General features: G+C 68.8%; 15 protein-coding genes and 2 riboswitches. Of the genes, 6 read left to right on the top strand and 9 right to left on the bottom strand.

The window, feature by feature from the left end; translation table 11 throughout:
- Window position 1: 1 nt before the first annotated feature.
- From I7X18_RS21815 to I7X18_RS21805, 3 genes are read right to left on the bottom strand one after another with little or no spacing between them, the layout of a single operon-like run.
- A complete protein-coding gene (locus I7X18_RS21815) occupies window positions 2-721 on the bottom strand; it encodes a class I SAM-dependent methyltransferase (RefSeq protein WP_193046073.1) in 720 nt (239 codons plus the stop codon).
- Window positions 718-1,839: a homoserine O-acetyltransferase MetX gene (gene metX, locus I7X18_RS21810; RefSeq protein WP_193046072.1), complete on the bottom strand. Its 1,122-nt coding sequence runs from the start codon at window positions 1,837-1,839 to the stop codon at window positions 718-720. The genes I7X18_RS21815 and metX overlap by 4 nt, the downstream gene beginning before the upstream one ends.
- Window positions 1,840-1,856: 17 nt before the next feature.
- On the bottom strand, window positions 1,857-3,194 hold the full coding sequence (locus I7X18_RS21805; protein WP_193046071.1) for a bifunctional o-acetylhomoserine/o-acetylserine sulfhydrylase: 1,338 nt from the start codon (window positions 3,192-3,194) through the stop codon (window positions 1,857-1,859).
- Window positions 3,195-3,237: 43 nt separating this feature from the next.
- A riboswitch (SAM riboswitch) is annotated at window positions 3,238-3,356 on the bottom strand.
- Between the two features lie 153 nt (window positions 3,357-3,509).
- On the opposite strand from I7X18_RS21805, the gene I7X18_RS21800 reads away from it, so the two are divergent.
- Window positions 3,510-5,765, top strand: coding sequence for an NADP-dependent isocitrate dehydrogenase (locus I7X18_RS21800; protein WP_193046070.1), 2,256 nt, complete (start codon window positions 3,510-3,512; stop codon window positions 5,763-5,765).
- A gap of 174 nt (window positions 5,766-5,939) precedes the next feature.
- Here the strand turns inward: I7X18_RS21800 and I7X18_RS21795 are convergent, their stop codons facing one another.
- Entirely contained in the window at window positions 5,940-6,797 is an 858-nt protein-coding gene (locus I7X18_RS21795) for an epoxide hydrolase EphH (protein WP_193046069.1), read from the bottom strand.
- Between the two features lie 76 nt (window positions 6,798-6,873).
- On the opposite strand from I7X18_RS21795, the gene I7X18_RS21790 reads away from it, so the two are divergent.
- The 3 genes from I7X18_RS21790 to yhjD are packed head-to-tail and all read left to right on the top strand — an operon-like array spanning window position 6,874 to window position 9,760.
- A complete protein-coding gene (locus I7X18_RS21790) occupies window positions 6,874-7,665 on the top strand; it encodes an exodeoxyribonuclease III (protein ID WP_193046068.1) in 792 nt (263 codons plus the stop codon).
- A gap of 21 nt (window positions 7,666-7,686) precedes the next feature.
- Complete coding sequence (gene trpS, locus I7X18_RS21785) at window positions 7,687-8,721, top strand: tryptophan--tRNA ligase (protein ID WP_193046067.1); 1,035 nt, start codon at window positions 7,687-7,689, stop codon at window positions 8,719-8,721.
- A 16-nt stretch (window positions 8,722-8,737) separates the two neighbouring features.
- On the top strand, window positions 8,738-9,760 hold the full coding sequence (yhjD, locus tag I7X18_RS21780; RefSeq protein WP_193046066.1) for an inner membrane protein YhjD: 1,023 nt from the start codon (window positions 8,738-8,740) through the stop codon (window positions 9,758-9,760).
- Here the strand turns inward: yhjD and I7X18_RS21775 are convergent.
- Window positions 9,754-10,077 (bottom strand): DMT family transporter, encoded by a 324-nt coding sequence (locus tag I7X18_RS21775; RefSeq protein WP_193046065.1) that lies wholly within the window; start codon window positions 10,075-10,077, stop codon window positions 9,754-9,756. The genes yhjD and I7X18_RS21775 overlap by 7 nt on opposite strands.
- Window positions 10,078-10,088: 11 nt before the next feature.
- A riboswitch (guanidine-III (ykkC-III) riboswitch) is annotated at window positions 10,089-10,153 on the bottom strand.
- 28 nt (window positions 10,154-10,181) lie between these two features.
- On the opposite strand from I7X18_RS21775, the gene I7X18_RS21770 reads away from it, so the two are divergent.
- Window positions 10,182-11,084 carry a nitronate monooxygenase gene (locus I7X18_RS21770; RefSeq protein WP_232375300.1) on the top strand — a complete coding sequence of 301 codons (903 nt, stop codon included), beginning with the start codon at window positions 10,182-10,184 and terminating at the stop codon, window positions 11,082-11,084.
- Here I7X18_RS21770 and I7X18_RS21765 read toward each other — a convergent pair.
- From I7X18_RS21765 to I7X18_RS21750, 4 genes are all read right to left on the bottom strand, one after another.
- On the bottom strand, window positions 11,062-12,294 hold the full coding sequence (locus I7X18_RS21765) for a D-alanyl-D-alanine carboxypeptidase family protein (RefSeq protein WP_193046064.1): 1,233 nt from the start codon (window positions 12,292-12,294) through the stop codon (window positions 11,062-11,064). The genes I7X18_RS21770 and I7X18_RS21765 overlap by 23 nt on opposite strands.
- A 153-nt stretch (window positions 12,295-12,447) precedes the next feature.
- On the bottom strand, window positions 12,448-13,395 hold the full coding sequence (locus I7X18_RS21760; protein WP_193046445.1) for an SMP-30/gluconolactonase/LRE family protein: 948 nt from the start codon (window positions 13,393-13,395) through the stop codon (window positions 12,448-12,450).
- A 111-nt stretch (window positions 13,396-13,506) separates the two neighbouring features.
- Complete coding sequence (locus I7X18_RS21755) at window positions 13,507-14,892, bottom strand: aspartate aminotransferase family protein (protein ID WP_193046063.1); 1,386 nt, start codon at window positions 14,890-14,892, stop codon at window positions 13,507-13,509.
- Entirely contained in the window at window positions 14,889-15,410 is a 522-nt protein-coding gene (locus tag I7X18_RS21750) for an Lrp/AsnC family transcriptional regulator (RefSeq protein ID WP_226863511.1), read from the bottom strand. Before I7X18_RS21750 ends, I7X18_RS21755 begins: the two co-directional genes overlap by 4 nt.
- 122 nt (window positions 15,411-15,532) lie before the next feature.
- Here I7X18_RS21750 and I7X18_RS21745 point away from each other — a divergent pair, with 122 nt between their 5' ends.
- Window positions 15,533-17,056, top strand: a complete 1,524-nt coding sequence (locus tag I7X18_RS21745; RefSeq protein ID WP_193046061.1) for a gamma-aminobutyraldehyde dehydrogenase — start codon at window positions 15,533-15,535, stop codon at window positions 17,054-17,056.
- Window positions 17,057-17,067: the final 11 nt, after the last annotated feature.

Raw genomic sequence — 17,067 nt, 5'->3', positions numbered from 1 at the left:
GTCAGCCCGCCGTCGCCCGGATGCACACCGTGACGTAGGGCAGCGCCAGGCCGGTCGCGTTCACCAGTGCGGGGTGGGTAGCGAGCAGTTCGCGCACCCGGTCGAGCGTGCGGGTGCGGACCTCGGCCGGAGAGGTGATGCAGTAGCTGCGCGAGGCCACCAGATCGATGAGCGCCTGCGGCGTCAGATAGCTCGTCCACTCGACATGGTGACGCTCGACATCGGTGAACGGGCCCGGCAGCGACACCTGGTCGGTGAACGGATCGTTCTCGTGGCCGATGACGCTGCCCAGATCCTTGACCCAGCCGGATCTTTCGTCGCGGGTGTTCCACACCAGCCCGAGCCGCCCACCGGGCCGCAGGACGCGGGTGACCTCCTTGACGGCGCGTTCGGGATCGAACCAGTGCCAGGCCTGGGCGACGAGCACCGCGTCGACGCTGTCGTCGGCCAGCGGGATCTCCTCGGCCGTACCGAGCAGCGCCGGGGTGTCGGGCAGCGCGCCGGTCAGCACCTCGAGCATCTCGGGGATGGGGTCGACGGCGATGACGTCCAGACCGCGTTCGACCAGCCGCGTGGTCAGCTTGCCGGTGCCCGCGCCGAGATCGAGCACGGTGTGCGCGCCGCGGGGCAACAGCCAGTCGATCGCATCCGGCGGATACGACGGCCTGCCCCGTTCGTAGGCCGCGGCCTGCGCGCCGAAGGACAGCGACGGGTCGGTCACCGTGCCGCCAGCTCCAGGGTGCGCCGGATCAGCGTGCCGACGGCCTCCGTCTCGACCAGGAACCCGTCGTGGCCGAAGATCGAATCGACCACGTCCAGCCCGGTGCACCCGGGCAGCAGTTCGGCGAGCTCCGCCTGCAACCGCAGGGGGTAGAGCCGGTCGGAGGTGATCCCCCCGACGACCGCGGGCACCCGGCAACTCTGCAGTGCGGCACGCACACCGCCCCGGCCGCGGCCGACGTCGTGGCTCGACAAGGCGTCGGTGAGCGCCACGTAGGTGCCGGCATCGAACCGCTCGACCAGCTTCGCGCCCTGGTACTCCAGGTAGCTCTGCACCGCGTACCGCCCGCCCGTCGTCGGGTTCTCGTCCCCCTGGACGTCGTTGCCGAACCGGTTGTCCAGCTCCAGCTCACCGCGGTAGGTCAGATGGGCGAAGCGGCGGGCGATCCCGAGTCCGGTGACCGGGACGCGGCCGCTGTCGTGGTAATCGCCACCGCACCAGTCCGGATCGGCCTTGATCGCGGCGACCTGGGTGCTCTGCGTGCCGATCTGATCGGCGGTGGCACGGGCGCCCACCGCGAGGATCAGCGCCGCCCGGACCGTCTGCGGGTGGCCGACGATCCACTCGAGCGCACGCGCACCGCCCATGGACCCACCCACCACCGCGGCGACCTCGGTGACGCCCAGCGCCTCGAGTGCGGCGAGGTCGGCGGTCACCTGGTCGCGGATCGTCACGGTGGGGAAGCGCGAACCCCACGGCCTGCCGTCGGGGGCGATCGACGCCGGGCCCGTCGACCCCCGGCAGCCGCCGAGCACGTTCGTCGACACCGCGCACCAGCGGTCGGTGTCGATCGGGGCGCCCGGCCCTGCGACGCCGTCCCACCAGCCCGGGGTGGGGTGGTCGGGTCCGGCGGGGCCGGTGATGTGGGAGTCGCCGGTCAGCGCATGGAGCACCATCACGACGTTGTCGCGGCTGGGGGAGAGTTCGCCCCAGCGCTGCACGGCGATCGACACGTCGTCGAGCACCGCACCGCTCTCCAGGGTCAGCGGGCCGATGTCGACGACGCCGATCTCCCCTTCGGCCGGCAGTGTGGTGATGGGCACGTCAAAAATCGTCACTTGCGGTCTCTTCGGCTTCAGGCGACCGGCTGCGCATCGGCCGTGGCGGCGCGGACCGGTCTGGCGGCGGCGAAACCCTGCTCGAGGTCGGCGAGGATGTCGGCGATGCCCTCGATCCCGACGGCCAGCCGGACCAGGCCGGGGGTGACGCCGCTGGCCAGCTGCTCCTGCGGGCTGAGCTGGGCGTGCGTCGTGGAGGCCGGGTGGATCACCAGCGAGCGCACATCGCCGATGTTCGCGACGTGGCTGTGCAACGTGAGCGCGTTGACGAACGCCTTGCCCGCGTCGACACCGCCGGCCAACTCGAAGGCCAACACCGCACCGGTTCCCCTGGGCGCCAACTTCTTTCCGAGTTCGTACCACGGCGAATCGGGCAGCCCGGCGTAGTTCACCGACAACACGTCGGGGTGCCCGGCCAGGTACTCGGCGACCTTCTGCGCATTCTCCACGTGGCGCTCCAGCCGCAGACTCAACGTCTCCAGCCCCTGGGCGATCAGGAACGCGTTGAACGGTGCGGCGGCCGAGCCGAGGTCACGCAACAGCTGTACGCGCGCCTTGAGTGCGTATGCGGGCGGCCCGAGTTCGGCGAACACCACCCCGTGGTAGCTCGGATCCGGTGTGGTGAAGCCGGGGAAGTTGCCGTTGGTCCAGTCGAACGTGCCGCCGTCGACGATGACGCCGGCGATCGCGTTGCCGTGCCCGCCGAGGTATTTGGTGGCCGAGTGCACGACGATGTCGGCGCCGTGGGCCAGCGGCTGGATCAGATACGGCGTGGCGATGGTGTTGTCGACGATCAGCGGAACGCCGGCCTCGTGGGCGACGGCGGCGACGTTGGGGATGTCGAGGATGTCGATCTGCGGGTTGGAGATGGTCTCCCCGAAGAACGCCTTGGTGTTGGGGCGCACCGCGGCCCGCCACGAGTCGAGGTCATCGGGGTTGTCCACGAAGCTGACGTCGATGCCGAGTTTGGGCAGCGTGTAGTGGAAGAGGTTGTAGGTGCCGCCGTAGAGCCGAGGGCTGGACACGATGTGGTCGCCGGCGTTGGCGATGTTGAGGATCGCGAAGGTCTCGGCGGCCTGCCCGGAGGACAGGAACAGCGCCGCGACGCCCCCTTCGAGCGCGGCGATGCGCTGCTCCACGACATCGGTCGTGGGGTTCATGATGCGGGTGTAGATGTTGCCGGTCTCGGCCAGGCCGAACAGCGCCGCGGCGTGGTCGGTGTCGCGGAACGTGTATGAGGTGGTCTGGTAGATCGGCAGTGCGCGGGCGTTGGTGGCCGTGTCGGGTGTCTGGCCGGCGTGGACCTGTTTGGTCTCGAATGCCCACAGTGCCGTCGGGTCTTCTGGCGTGCTCATGTGCAACGAACCTCCATCTGTCGTCTGGGGGCCCGTGCTGTCGGACCCGCGCTTGCCGCGTAGCCGTCACGGCTACTCAACCTGGTCATCACCCAGGGCACCCCACCGCGGTTGGAGGGTTGCCGGCCAGCAAGCCGGGGCTTGACGCTGGCACTCATGACCGCCAGCGAGCTTATCTCACCACCCGCCGGGGCTGCCACCACGTAATCCGCTGGTATGGCCCGATCCGCAGGGAGCAGTTTCTGCGACGGTGTCTGCCGGGTAGCGTCGTAGCCGACAACGCGGAGCTTCGATCTGACGCCGGGAGAACACCATATGAGCGCCGAGCAGCCGACCATCATCTACACGCTGACCGACGAGGCGCCGATGCTTGCGACCTACGGGTTCCTGCCGATCGTCCGGACGTTCGCGGAGCCGGCCGGAATCGCGGTGCAGACCAGCGACATCTCCGTCGCGGCCCGCATCCTGGCCGAATTCCCCGAGCGGCTGACCGAGGAGCAGCGCGTACCGGACAACCTCGGCGAGCTCGGCAAGCTGACGCAGGATCCGGACACCAACATCATCAAGCTGCCGAACATCAGCGCCTCGGTGCCGCAGCTGGTGGCCGCCATCAAGGAGCTCAAGGCCAAGGGGTACGACCTGCCGGACCTCCCCGGGGACCCCAAGACCGACGAGGAGAAGGACATCCGCAGGCGCTACGCCAACTGCCTCGGCAGCGCGGTCAATCCCGTTCTCCGCGAGGGCAATTCGGACCGACGCGCACCCAAAGCGGTCAAGGAGTACGCCCGCAGGCACCCGCACAGCATGGGCGAGTGGAGCCAGGCGTCGCGCACCCACGTCGCGACCATGAAGACCGGCGACTTCTACCACGGCGAGAAGTCGATGACGCTCGACAAGGACCGCAAGGTCAAGATGGTGCTCGAGACCAAGAGCGGCGAGACGCTGGTGCTCAAGCCGGAGGTCGAGCTCGACGCGGGTGACGTCATCGACAGCATGTACATGAGCAAGAAAGCGCTGTGCGAGTTCTTCGAAGAGCAGATCGAGGACGCCTACAAGACCGGCGTGATGTTCTCGCTGCACGTCAAGGCGACCATGATGAAGGTCAGCCACCCCATCGTGTTCGGCCATGCGGTCAAGGTCTTCTACAAGGAGGCGTTCGCCAAACACCAGAAGGTGCTCGACGAGCTCGGCGTCAACGTCAACAACGGCATGTCGGATCTGTACGACAAGATCGAATCGCTGCCTGCGTCGCAGCGCGAGGAGATCATCCAGGACATCCACTCCGTCCACGAGCACAGGCCCGAGTTGGCCATGGTCGATTCCGCCCGCGGCATCACGAACTTCCACTCACCCAGCGACGTGATCGTCGACGCGTCGATGCCCGCGATGATCCGGCTCGGCGGCAAGATGTACGGCGCCGACGGCCGGACCAAGGACACCAAGGCGGTCAACCCCGAATCCACGTTCTCCCGGATCTACCAGGAGATGGTGAACTTCTGTAAGACCCACGGCCAGTTCGACCCGACGACCATGGGCACCGTGCCGAACGTGGGTCTGATGGCGCAGAAGGCCGAGGAGTACGGCAGCCACGACAAGACGTTCGAGATCCCCGAGGACGGCGTCGCGAACATCGTCGACATCGACACGGGTGAAGTGCTGCTGACGCAGAACGTCGAGACCGGCGACATCTGGCGCATGCCGATCGTGAAAGACGCGGCGATCCGGGACTGGGTGAAGCTGGCCGTCACGCGGGCGCGGGCGTCGGGTATGACCACGCTGTTCTGGCTCGACACCGAGCGTCCGCACGAGGCCGAACTGCGTAAGAAGGTCAAGGAGTACCTGAAGGACCACGACACCGAGGGCCTTCACATCCAGATCATGCCGCAGGTGTGGGCGATGCGGTACACGCTGGAGCGGGTGATCCGCGGCCAGGACACCATCGCCGTGACCGGCAACATCCTGCGCGATTACCTGACCGACCTGTTCCCGATCCTGGAACTGGGCACCAGCGCCAAGATGCTTTCGATCGTGCCGCTGATGGCCGGCGGCGGGCTGTACGAGACGGGTGCCGGCGGTTCGGCGCCCAAGCACGTCCACCAGCTCGTCGAGGAGAACCACCTGCGGTGGGATTCGCTCGGCGAATTCCTCGCGCTCGGTGCGTGTTTCGAGGACATGGGCGCCAAGACCGGGAACAAGCGCGCCATCCTGCTCGGCAAGACGCTGGATTCGGCGATCGGCACACTGCTGGAGAACGACAAGAGCCCGTCGCGCAAGACCGGCGAGCTCGACAACCGCGGCAGCCAGTTCTACCTCGCGATGTACTGGGCGCAGGAGCTCGCCGGCCAGACCGACGACCAGGAACTCGCCGACCACTTCGGGCCGCTGGCGAAGTCGCTGGCCGAGAACGAGGACACCATCGTCGCCGAACTCAACGAGGCGCAGGGTGACTCGGTGGACATCGGGGGCTACTACTACCCGGACCGCGAGAAGACCACCGCCGTGATGCGGCCGAGCAAGACCCTCAACGAGGCGTTGGAGGCCGCAACCGTCGCACCGGTGACGGAAGACTGACCAACGGTGTGATGCCCGTCACGCCGTGAAATGCGGGGGCGTGGCTGCTCGTCCTACCTCTGTGTAACGCAGTATTTACACGGAACCGAGGACACCTTGATGCCCGACTACCGGCGATCTCGACGGCCGGTTGCGGGCCGCGCTGGCGGCGCTGTGAGGCAGGGCCGACCCAGATCAGCCGATGGCTCGGTTGGGGCCCGCGTGACGGTCGACGAATTCGACGATCAGCTGCGCGATCCGGTCGGGCGCCTCGAACATCGGGATGTGGCCGACGCCGTCGAGGTGGGTCACCTGGGTGTCCGAGGGAAGGTGCTCGGTGAAGTGCCGGGTGAACCGCGGATGTGGCAGCACCCGGTCCTTCTCGCAGATCACCAGGTGCGTCGGGGACTTGCCCTCGGCGATCTCGAGCAGACCGGGCAGCGTCAGCGACTTGATCAGCAGCTGGTAGTAGGCGGGGCAGTGCGCGACGTCGTCGATGATGTCGGCGACGTCCTCATCGGACAGGCCCGCCCGCGTGGCGCTGACGGCGGGGTAGGTCAGGTAGGGCGTGACGGGCAGTTTCAACACCCGGTTGCCGAGCAACTTGACCACGACGTAGATCGGCAGCCCGGCGAGGAACTTGCCGACGATCTCGAACTTGGCGGGCGTGAAGTGCCGCCAGCCGCCCGCGGGGGCGATGCCGGTCAACGTGCGGGCCCGTCCGCGCCGCTCCAGTTCGAAGGCCACCCAGCCGCCCAGCGAGTTACCCACGATGTGGGCGGTCTCCCAGCCCAGGGCGTCCATCCGGCGTTCCATGTCGTCGGCCAGTGAGGCGCTGTCGAGGAAGAACGGGCCCTTCACGCCGCCGTTGTGGCCGGGCATCGTGGGCGCGTAGACCTCGTAGCGGCCGGTGGCCGGAGCCGCCGGGTCGGCGACATCTACTCCCGCGATCGCCGGGGCGACCTTCTTCCACACGTTCTGCGACATCATGAAGGGGTGCAGCAACAGCATGGGTTCGCCGGATCCGACGTGGATCGGTGCGCGTTCGGTCATGGTGCCCGAGGTTAAAGGTGATACCGCCGGTACCGCAAGGTAGCCGGTCAGGGGGCGGGGGCGAGGGTCTGGCGCCGTGATAGTCAGCACCATCAACGTCAACGGCATCCGCGCCGCGGTCAGGCAACGGTCCACCGAGAACCTCGGGCTGCTGGCCTGGCTGAAGGAGACCACCGCCGACGTGGTGTGCCTGCAGGAGACCCGCGCCGACGACGAGCAACTGGCCGACGCGCTGGCTCCCGCACTTGCCGACGGCTGGCACCTCGCCTCAGCCGCCCCTCATCTGAAGGGCCGCAACGGAGTCGCGGTGTTGTCGCGACACGCCATCCACGAGCATCGCCCCATGGAGTCCGAGGAGTTCGGCGAGCACGGCCGTTACCTCGAGGTCGACACCGGCGGGGTGACGGTGGCCAGCGTGTACGTGCAGACCGGCGAGGCCGACACCGACCGGCAGCTGGAGAAGGAACGGTTCATGGCCACGCTCGCGACCCGGATGGCTCAGATCCGCGGGACCGACGCCGTGGTGTGCGGCGACTGGAACATCGCGCCAAGTGAGCTGGATATCAAAAACTGGAAGGGCAACCTCAAGAAGTCCGGGTTCCTGCCCAGTGAGCGCCAGTGGGTGGCCGACCTGCTGGCCACCGGCTGGGTGGACGTGGTGCGCGCACTGCACCCCGACGTGGCCGGACCCTACAGCTGGTGGTCGTGGCGTGGACGGGCGTTCGACAACGACGCCGGCTGGCGGATCGACTATCAGTTGGCCACCCCGTCACTGGCGCCACGGGCGCAGGTCGCCCGGGTGGAACGCGCCGACGCCTACGCGCTGCGCTGGTCGGACCACGCGCCCGTCACCGTCGAGTACTCGTAGCGTGGAAAGATCGGGGTCATCATGAACTCCCCAGTCGAGACCCCTCCCGCCGTGCCACGTGTCGTCTTCTCGGGTGTGCAGCCCACCTCTGATTCGCTGCACCTGGGCAACGCGCTGGGGGCCGTGACGCACTGGACGGCCCTGCAGGACGGTTACGACGCCTACTTCTGCGTCGTCGACCTGCACGCGATCACCGTCCCGCAGGACCCCGCGACGTTGCGCCGCCGCACCCTGGTCACCGCCGCGCAGTACCTGGCGCTGGGTATCGATCCGGCGCGCAGCACCGTCTTCGTGCAGAGCCATGTGCCCGCCCACGCCGAATTGGCTTGGGTGCTGGGCTGTTTCACCGGCTTCGGACAGGCCTCGCGGATGACGCAGTTCAAGGACAAGTCGCAGAAGCAGGGCGCGGACGCCACCACCGTCGGGCTGTTCACCTACCCGGTGCTGATGGCCGCCGACGTGCTGCTCTACGACACCGATCTGGTGCCCGTCGGCGAGGACCAGCGCCAGCACCTCGAACTCGCCCGCGATGTCGCGCAGCGGGTCAACGCGCGGTTCCCGGACACCTTCGTCGTGCCCGAACCGATGATCCCGAAGGCCACCGCGAAGATCTACGACCTGCAGGATCCGACCGCGAAGATGAGCAAGTCGGCCGGTACGGACGCCGGCCTGATCAGCCTGCTCGACGACCCGAAGGCGACGGCCAAGAAGATCCGCTCGGCGGTCACCGACAGCGAACGCGAGATCCGCTTCGACCGCGAAGCCAAGGCGGGGGTGTCGAATCTGCTGACCATCCAGTCGGCGGTCACCGGCACAGACGTCGACGCACTGGTCGAGGCCTACCAGGGCCGCGGTTACGGCGATCTGAAGAAGGACACCGCCGAGGCGGTGGTCGAGTTCGTCACCCCCGTCAAGAACCGGGTCGACGAACTGCTTGCCGATCCGGCCGAACTCGAAGGGGTGCTGGCCACCGGCGCCGAGCGGGCCCGCGATGTGACTGCCAAAACGCTCCAGCGGGTATACGACCGCCTGGGATTCCTGCCCGCGCGGGTGTAAAAGACTGGAGGCTGGTGTGGAGGAGCCGGCCAAACCCGGTGTGCTGGACCGGATGCGCGCCCGTTACGGCTGGTTCGACCACGTCATGCGGGCCCAGCAGCGCTACAAGGACAGCAAGGGCGACTTCTACGCCGCGGGCATCACGTACTTCACGGTGTTCGCGCTGTTCCCGTTGCTGATGCTGGGCTTCTCCATCACCGGGTTCGTGCTGGCCGGCCAGCCCGATGTGTTGGACGGGATCGAGGACCGCATCCGGCAGACAATCTCCGGGGACGTCGGCCGGCAGTTGGTCGACCTGATGAACACCGCGATCGACTCGCGCACGTCGCTCGGCATCTTCGGGCTGGCCACCGCCGCGTGGGCCGGGCTCGGCTGGATGAACAACCTGCGCGAGGCGCTCAGCGCGATGTGGGAACAGCACAGCGGGACATCCGGTTTCATCGGCACCAAGCTGTCCGACCTGATCGCGCTGCTCTCAGCCTTCCTGGCCATCGTGCTCACCGTGGCGCTGACCGCGCTGGGGGACCAGGGGGTGATCACCCGCGTGCTGGCCGTGGTCGGGGTCGAGGACGTGCCGGGCATCGCCTGGGGGTTGCGGGCGGTCTCGATGCTCGTGGCGGTCGGGATCTCCTGGTTGCTGTTCACCTGGATGATCGCCCGGCTGCCACGGGAGTCGATCAGCTTCCGCAGTTCGGTGCGGGCGGGCCTGCTGGCGGCGGTCGCCTTCGAGGTGTTCAAGCAGGTGGCGTCTCTCTATCTGCGGACGGTGCTGACCGGGCCCGCGGGCGCGACGTTCGGCCCGGTGCTGGGCCTGATGGTGTTCGCCTACATCACCGCGCGGTTGATCCTGTTCGCGACGGCGTGGGCGGCCACCTCGCGCGACAACTTGCTCGCCGCGCCGGTGGATCCGCCCAACCCCGCCCAGATCACCACCCGCGTGCAGGTCCGCGAGGGGGTGGGGCTGCCCGGCGCGTTGGCCGCCGCGGCGGTGGGAGCGCTTGGCGCCGCGGGCCTTTCGCGACTGCGCCGGCGTCAGTGACTCTCGCTGACCAGCTGCAGGCCCACCACACAACCGACGATGCCCAGGATGAGCGCGACCTTGATCAGAGAGAAACTCTCCGCGCCGGTCGCCAGCGAGTAGGCGACCGTGAGCACCGCGCCGATGCCCACCCATACGGCGTAACCCGTGCCGATGGGGAGCTCGCGCAGCGCGATGCCCAAGCCGACCATCGAGACCACCACTGCCACAACGAAGGTCGCGACAGGGACGGGTCGGGTGAAACCCTCCGACTTGCTCAGGGCCACGGCCCATACCGCTTCGAACGCCCCGGAAACGATCAGAATCAGCCAGGACACAGCGCACCTCCGAAGCGCCGTCTTGTCGCTGGCCGGGTACGGTGCCGCTCGTCCGGTGTCAACTCGTGACATCTCCACCGTAGCAAAGCGGTAGCGTCGCACCGGTGTCGTTGAGGACGCCGTGGTGCCGGTCGATGGGTGTGGACATGCCGATCGTCAACGCTCCTATGGGCGGGGCCGCCGGAGGCCGTCTCGCCGCGGCCGTCTCGCGCGCCGGCGGTCTCGGCATGGTGGGGATGGGCAGCGCCGGCACCGCGGATCAGTTGACTGCTGAGCTGCAGGCCTTTACTTCGTATTTGGGGGCGGACCTCGACCGGCCCTTCGGCATCGGCCTCGTGCACTGGGTGGCCGAGGCGCGGCCGGAGCTGTTGACGCGGGCTCTGGCGGCGCGTCCGGCGCTGCTGTGCGTGAGCTTCGGCGAGGACTCGTCGTGGGTGTCGCGTGCCCACGAGGCGGGCGTGGTGGCCGCGACCCAGGTGGCCACCGTCGCCGCCGCGCTGCGGGCCGTGGACGCCGGCGTCGACGTGCTGGTGGCCCGCGGCGCCGAGGGTGGTGGACACGGCGAACCGCGGGTCGGCACGCTGGCCCTGCTCGCCGATGTGCTCGATCGCGTCGACGTGCCGGTGCTCGCCGCGGGCGGGATCGCCTCCGCGCGGGGCCTGGCTGCGGTACTTGCCGCGGGCGCGTCGGCGGCGTGGCTCGGGACCGTCTTCGCCGCCTGCCCCGAGGCTTCGACCGGGGCGGCGGCACGTGCGGCGATGCTCGCCGCCGGCGGGGAGGCGACCACGCTGACCAGGGCCTTCGACATCGACAACGGCTACCCGTGGCCGGAGCACCTGCCCGAACGCGTGCTGACCGACAGTGCCGGCATGCCGACACCGGTCGACGCGGGGCAGGGTGTGGGCATGGTCAACAGGGCGGTACCGGCCGCCGATCTGATCGCCGGGCTGTGCGGTGACGCGGAGGCGCTGCTGGGCCGGTGGGTCAGTGCTGGGGGCGCCGGTTGAGCGAGCGGGCGGCCATGATCAGCGCGAACACGATGATGCCGCCGATCACGCCGACGCCGACCCGCACGGGCATGGCGTCGGCCGCGGGCAGCAGCGCCGCCGCCTGTGCCGAGGCGTCGGTTTCGGCGTTCTTCGGCTGCGGATCCAGGGAGGGGTCAGGTTCGATCAACGAGCCGACCTTGGTGCCCTGCGGCAGGCCGAAGCCGTAGTCGAGCAGGCGGGCGGCCTGCTCCCACGGCGCGATCGGCACCCGGGTGCCGCGCAGCAGCACCGCCACCAGTCGGCGTCCGTCGCGCTCGGCGCCGCCGACGAAGGTCTGCCCGGCGTCGTCGGTGAAACCGGTCTTGCCGCCGAGCGCGCCCGGATAGTTGTAGAGCAGCTTGACGTCGTTCTCGATCGGGTACGGCGGGTTGCCGTCGCGCCCCGGGAAGTCGTATGTGCGGGTGGAGACGATCTCGGTGAAGGTCGGGTTGCGCCAGGCGTATCGGTAGAACAACGCGATGTCGTAGGCCGACGTGCTCATCCCCGGCCCGTCGAGCCCCGACGGGGTCGCCACGCGGGTGTCGCGGCCGCCGAGCTTGCCGGCCAACTGGTTGAGCTTGAGCAGGGCGGTGTCCATCCCGCCGAGTTGGCGGGCCAGGGCGTGGGCGGCGTCGTTGCCGGAGTACATCAACAGCCCGTGCAGCAGATCGTTGACGGTGTAGACGCCGCCGACGTCGACGCCGACGCTGGTGCCCTCGGCCGCGGCGTCCTCGGGGGTGCCGGGGACGGCCTTGGCGAGATTGAGCTCCTTGAGCGACTGGATCGCGATGAGCACCTTGATCACACTCGCCGGGCGGTGCCTGCCGTGCGGGTCGCGGGCGGCGATCACCTCACCGGTGTCCATATCGGCGACCAGCCACGCCTCGGCGGAGACGTCGCCGGGTGCCGGCGGGGCGCCCTGGGCGGTGATGATCCCGCAGCCGGCCATCGCCTCACCGCCGAGCGGGGCGTTGGGCACGGGCAGCGCGACGGGCGGGTCCTGACCGGGTTTCGGCACCTCGGACGCGTCGACGGCGGGCGGCGTCGTCACCTTGTACGGGCACGTCGCGGATTCCGGGGCGGGTTGGGCACCCGCATACGGGGCGACCACCAGCGCAGGGGCGACCAGCATCGCCACCGCCGCGGCCAGCGCCGCAGCGCGTGTCGAGAGGTTCCGTGAGGTCGCCATCACCGCGGAGGTTAAGTGATCGGCAACCCGTTTGCCCGGAGGCTCGCTGTGACGGATGTGGTTCATGTGACTCACCGCGTTCACCCACCCCGCCGAGCCTGCTGGGAGATCACGCTTTGCCGCGGATCGGCGATCTCACCGCAGTCTCGGCGCTCAGAGCGTCACGCCGTCGAGTGCGACGTGCGCCAGTGCCGACGCCCCGATGCACCCCATCCACAGCCGTCCGCCGGATTCGACGAGTCCGGTCACCATGCCGAAGTCGGGGTGGGTGGTCCGCAGGCCCGCGACGGCCTCACCGGTGTCGGGGCTGAACGCCACCGCCCACACCTCGGGGGTGAGCTGCGGGGCGAACCGGTCGGGCAGCAGCCACAGCATCTTGCGCAGCACCGGGGCCCGCGGGGCCAGCCCCTCGGCGGTGGCGTTGGGCGGCGTGACCATCGCGACCCAGACCCGGCCGTCGGCGCCGGTCGACATGTTGTCGGGATGACCGGGCAGATTCTGGACCAGCGGGGTGATGGTCCCCGCCTGCGGTCCGGTCAGCCAGAACTTCGACAGCCTTCGCCCGAGCGTCTCGGCGAACACCAGCGCCGACCCGTCGGCGGTCACCGTCACCCCGTTGGTGAAGTACAGGCCCGCGGCGAGCGTGGTCACCGTGCCGTCCGGGTCGCGGCGGAACAGGCCGCCCCGCCCCCGCGCCTCCAGCACCGCACCCTTGAAGTGCTCGTAGGTGAACGCGCTCGTCGACTCGGTGAAATAGATTGTGCCGTCGTCGGTTTCGGTGACGTTGGAGCAGAACTGCAGGTGCCGGCCACCGACGGCCTCGACGAGCGGCTCGAGATCGCCGGTCTCGGGGTCGAGGGCCAGCAGGCCGCGCGGGCTGTCGCACACCAGCAGTCGCCCGTCGCGGGCCACCGTGAGGCCGAGCGGGCGCCCGCCGGTGTCGGCGATGACGGTCGGTTCGGTGCCGTCGGCGCTCAGCCGCAGTATCCGGCCGTCGTCGACACCGGTGTACAGCCGGCCCGTGGCGTCGACCACCACGTCCTCGGGTGCATGACCCGGCACGGGTACGACGGTGATCGCGGGCGACGGGAGCGGCGGCAGCTCGTCGACGGGCGGTGGCCGTCAGCGGACGGGAGCGATCGGCGGCTTGCGCGTGGAGGCCACGGCGCCGACGCTACGCTGCGCCGGCGCCGCGATCTGGGTAAACCGCCGCTAGAGCCGGCGGGCAGCCTCGCCCAGGACGCTGTGCAGGATGTCGTAGATCGCGTCGAATTCGGCCTGCCCGCTGATCAGCGGCGGAGCCAGCTGGACCACTGGATCGCCCCGGTCGTCGGCGCGGCAGTACAGCCCCGCCTCCCACAGCGCGGGTGTCAGGAACCCGCGCAGCAGCCGCTCGGACTCCTCGTCGTTGAACGTCTCCTTGGTGGCCCTGTCCTTGACCAGTTCGATGCCGTAGAAGAAACCTTCGCCGCGGACGTCGCCGACGATCGGCAGGTCGTAGAGCTTCTCCAGCGTGGCCCGGAACGCGGGGGCGTTCTCCTTGACGTGGTCGTTGATGCCCTCACGCTCGAAGATGTCGAGGTTGGCCAGTGCGACCGCCGCAGACACCGGGTGTCCGCCGAAGGTGTAGCCGTGTCCGAAGGTGGTCGTGCCGTCGTTGAACGGTTCGAACAGCCGGTCGCTGACGATCATCGCGCCGAGAGGGGAGTAGCCCGAGGTCAGCCCCTTGGCGCTGGTGATGATGTCGGGCACGTAGCCGAAGTCGTCGCAGGCGAACATCGACCCGATGCGGCCGTACGCGCAGATCACCTCGTCGGACACCAGCAGCACGTCGTACTCGTCGCAGATCTCGCGGACGCGCTCGAAATACCCTGGGGGAGGGGGGAAGCAGCCGCCGGCGTTCTGCACCGGCTCGAGGAAGACGGCCGCGACGGTGTCGGGACCCTCGAATTCGATCGCCTCGGCGATGCGGTCGGCGCAGTACTGCCCGAATGCCTTGGGGTCGGTGCTGAACTGCTCAGGAGCGCGGTAGAAGTTGGTGTTGGGCACCCGGAAACCGCCGGGGGTCGGCGGATCGAACGGCGCCTTGAACGCGGGGATGCCGGTGATGGCCAGCGCGCCCTGCGGGGTGCCGTGATAGGCGATGGATCGCGAGATCACCTTGTACTTACCGGGTTTGCCGGTCAGCTTGAAGTACTGCTTGGCGAGCTTCCACGCACTCTCGACCGCCTCGCCGCCGCCGGTGGTGAAGAAGACGCGGTTCAGATCGCCCGGCGCGTAGTTGGCGATGCGCTCGGCGAGTTCGATCGCCGGCGGGGTGGCGTAGGACCAGAGCGGGAAGAACGACAGCGTCTCGGCCTGCTTGGCGGCGGCCTCGGCGAGTTCCTTGCGGCCGTGGCCGACCTGGACCACGAACAGCCCAGACAGTCCGTCGATGTAGCTGCGGCCCTTGTCATCCCAGATCCGAACGCCCTCACCCCGGGTGATGATCGGCGGGGTGATCCCCTCGCCGTGGCGGGCGAAGTGCCCCCACAGGTGACGGTTGGCTTTCGCGCCGAGATCGGTGGTGACGGGTTCGGTGATATAGGACTGCGTCATCGTGTTCCCCAATTATATTGCTGCTTAACAAGTTTCAGATATACGAGCGTCTCGGTGGATACCACGCCCGGTAGTGCGCGGATCCTCGTGTTCAACAGGTCGAGGAGGTCGTCGTCGTCCTCGCAGACCACTTCGGCGATGGCGTCGAACGAGCCGGCCGTGAGCACCACGTAGTCGACGGACGGGATCGCGGCCAGCTTCTCCGCGATCTTCGTCGTGTCGCCGGTGCAGCGGATGCCGATCATCGCCTGCCGGGCGAAACCGAGCTGCATCGGATCCGTCACGGCGACGATCTGCATGACACCGGCGTCGACCATCCGCTGAACCCGCTGGCGCACCGCGGCCTCCGACAGGCCCACCGCCTTGCCGATGCCCGCATAGGAGCGCCGTCCGTCCTGCTGCAACTTCTCGATGATCGCCTTGGACAACTCGTCGAGCTGGAAGAATGCGCCGGGCCGCGACTGGCTCACGCGCAGCGACATCGGTTGAATGTCGCGCTCGCCCTCTGGGTTGGCCATATCTGGCATTGTGCACGGAATTCGTCGTATGGGGCAACCAGATCTATGAAATCGTTTGTTTTGACCGCGCCGCTGTGCGGGATACGTAGCAGCGGGGGGTTGGGTCAGTTAGCGTTGACGCCATGACAGCGCTTACGTCGAACGCTTTGGCGTCGAATTCGGTGGCCAGCAGTTGGATCGACGGAGCCCCGGTGCAGACCGGCGGCGGTGTCTTCCGGATCGTCAACCCCGCCACCGGTGAGCTCGTCACCGAATATGCGCGCGCCGCGAACGTCGATGTCGACATCGCGGTGGCCGCGGCGCGCGCCGCGCTGCCCGGGTGGGCGACCGCCACCCCGGCCGCCCGCTCGGCGGTGCTGGCCACCCTCGCCAAGCTGGCTGACGACCACGCCGAGGTGCTGGTCGCCGAGGAGGTCAGCCAGACCGGTAAGCCGGTGCGGCTGGCCCGCGAATTCGACGTACCCGGCAGCGTCGACAACATCGACTTCTTTGCCGGCGCCGCCCGCCACCTCGAAGGCAAGGCCACCGCGGAGTACTCGGGTGATCACACCTCGAGCATCCGGCGCGAGGCGATCGGCGTCGTCGCCACCATTACCCCGTGGAACTATCCGCTGCAGATGGCGGTGTGGAAGGTGCTGCCCGCCCTGGCCGCCGGCTGCACCGTGGTGATCAAACCGTGCGAGCTGACACCGCTGACCACGCTGACGCTGGCCCGCCTCGCCGCCGAGGCGGGGCTGCCGCCCGGGGTTCTCAACGTCGTGACGGGTCTGGGCGCCGACGTGGGCACCGCGCTCGCCGGCCACCCCGGCGTGGACCTGGTGACGTTCACCGGATCGACCGCGGTCGGCCGCAAGGTCATGTCGGCCGCCGCGGTGCACGGGCACCGCACGCAGCTCGAACTCGGCGGCAAGGCCCCGTTCGTGGTGTTCGACGACGCGGATCTCGATGCCGCGATCCAGGGTGCGGTCGCCGGTTCGCTGATCAACTCCGGGCAGGACTGCACCGCGGCGACCCGGGCGATCGTCGCGCGCGGCCTCTACGACGATTTCGTGACCGGCGTCGCCGAGGTGATGGGCACGATCGTCGTCGGCGATCCGCAGGACCCGGACACCGATCTCGGCCCCTTGATCTCGATGGCCCACCGCGACAAGGTGGCCGCGATGGTGTCGCGGGCGCCGGCAGAGGGCGGTCGCGTCGTCACCGGCGGTTCGGTCCCCGACCTGCCCGGCTCGTTCTACCGGCCGACGCTGATCGCCGACGTGTCCGAGCAGTCAGAGGTCTACCGGCAGGAGATCTTCGGCCCGGTGTTGACCGTCCGCTCGTTCACCGACGACGACGATGCGCTGCGGCAGGCCAACGACACCGAGTACGGGCTGGCGGCTTCGGCGTGGACGCGCGACGTCTACCGCGCCCAGCGGGCGTCGCGGGAGATCGACGCCGGATGCGTGTGGATCAACGACCACATCCCGATCATCAGCGAGATGCCCCACGGCGGCGTCGGCGCGTCGGGTTTCGGCAAGGACATGAGCGACTACTCCTTCGAGGAGTACCTCACCGTCAAGCACGTGATGAGCGACATCACCGGGGTGGCCGACAAGGAGTGGCACCGTACGGTGTTCGCCAAGCGGAGCGGATTGAACCACTAGCTCCGTCAAGA

It is taken from the genome of Mycolicibacterium baixiangningiae (assembly GCF_016313185.1).
Taxonomy (GTDB): Bacteria; Actinomycetota; Actinomycetes; order Mycobacteriales; family Mycobacteriaceae; genus Mycobacterium; species Mycobacterium baixiangningiae.
Note: the sequence above shows the minus strand (reverse complement) of the source record. Positions and strands in the feature narration are given on the sequence as shown.